The sequence below is a fragment of the Pseudomonas sp. 65/3-MNA-CIBAN-0223 genome (assembly GCF_040310425.1).
GTDB classification, from domain to species: domain Bacteria; phylum Pseudomonadota; class Gammaproteobacteria; order Pseudomonadales; family Pseudomonadaceae; genus Aquipseudomonas; species Aquipseudomonas gregormendelii.
In genome coordinates this window covers 1-238 of record NZ_JBEOPV010000337.1, presented here as the reverse complement: position 1 = coordinate 238, position 238 = coordinate 1, and the positions used below count along the sequence as shown (strand labels likewise).

Annotated in this window: 1 protein-coding gene; it reads left to right on the top strand. The window is 45.8% G+C overall.

Translation table 11 applies throughout. The annotated features are described in order from the left end of the window. On the top strand, positions 1-213 hold a 213-nt coding region (locus AAEZ09_RS29115), incomplete at its 5' end, for an uS7 family ribosomal protein (RefSeq protein WP_502947625.1). Between the last annotated feature and the right edge of the window lie 25 nt (positions 214-238).

Sequence of the window (238 nt, the reverse complement as noted above, 5' to 3'; positions counted from 1 at the left end):
GTACCAATGGAAGTACGCCCCTCCCGTCGTACTGCCTTGGCTATGCGTTGGTTAGCTGAAGCTGCTGCAAAGCGTTCTGAAAAATCTATGGCTTTACGTTTGGCTGGCGAATTGAATGATGCCGCTGATGGTAAAGGCAACGCTATGAAGAAACGTGACGAAGTTCACCGTATGGCAGATTCTAACAAAGCGTTCTCTCATTACCGTTTCTAAGCTATTTTTTAGACTACCTATCAAG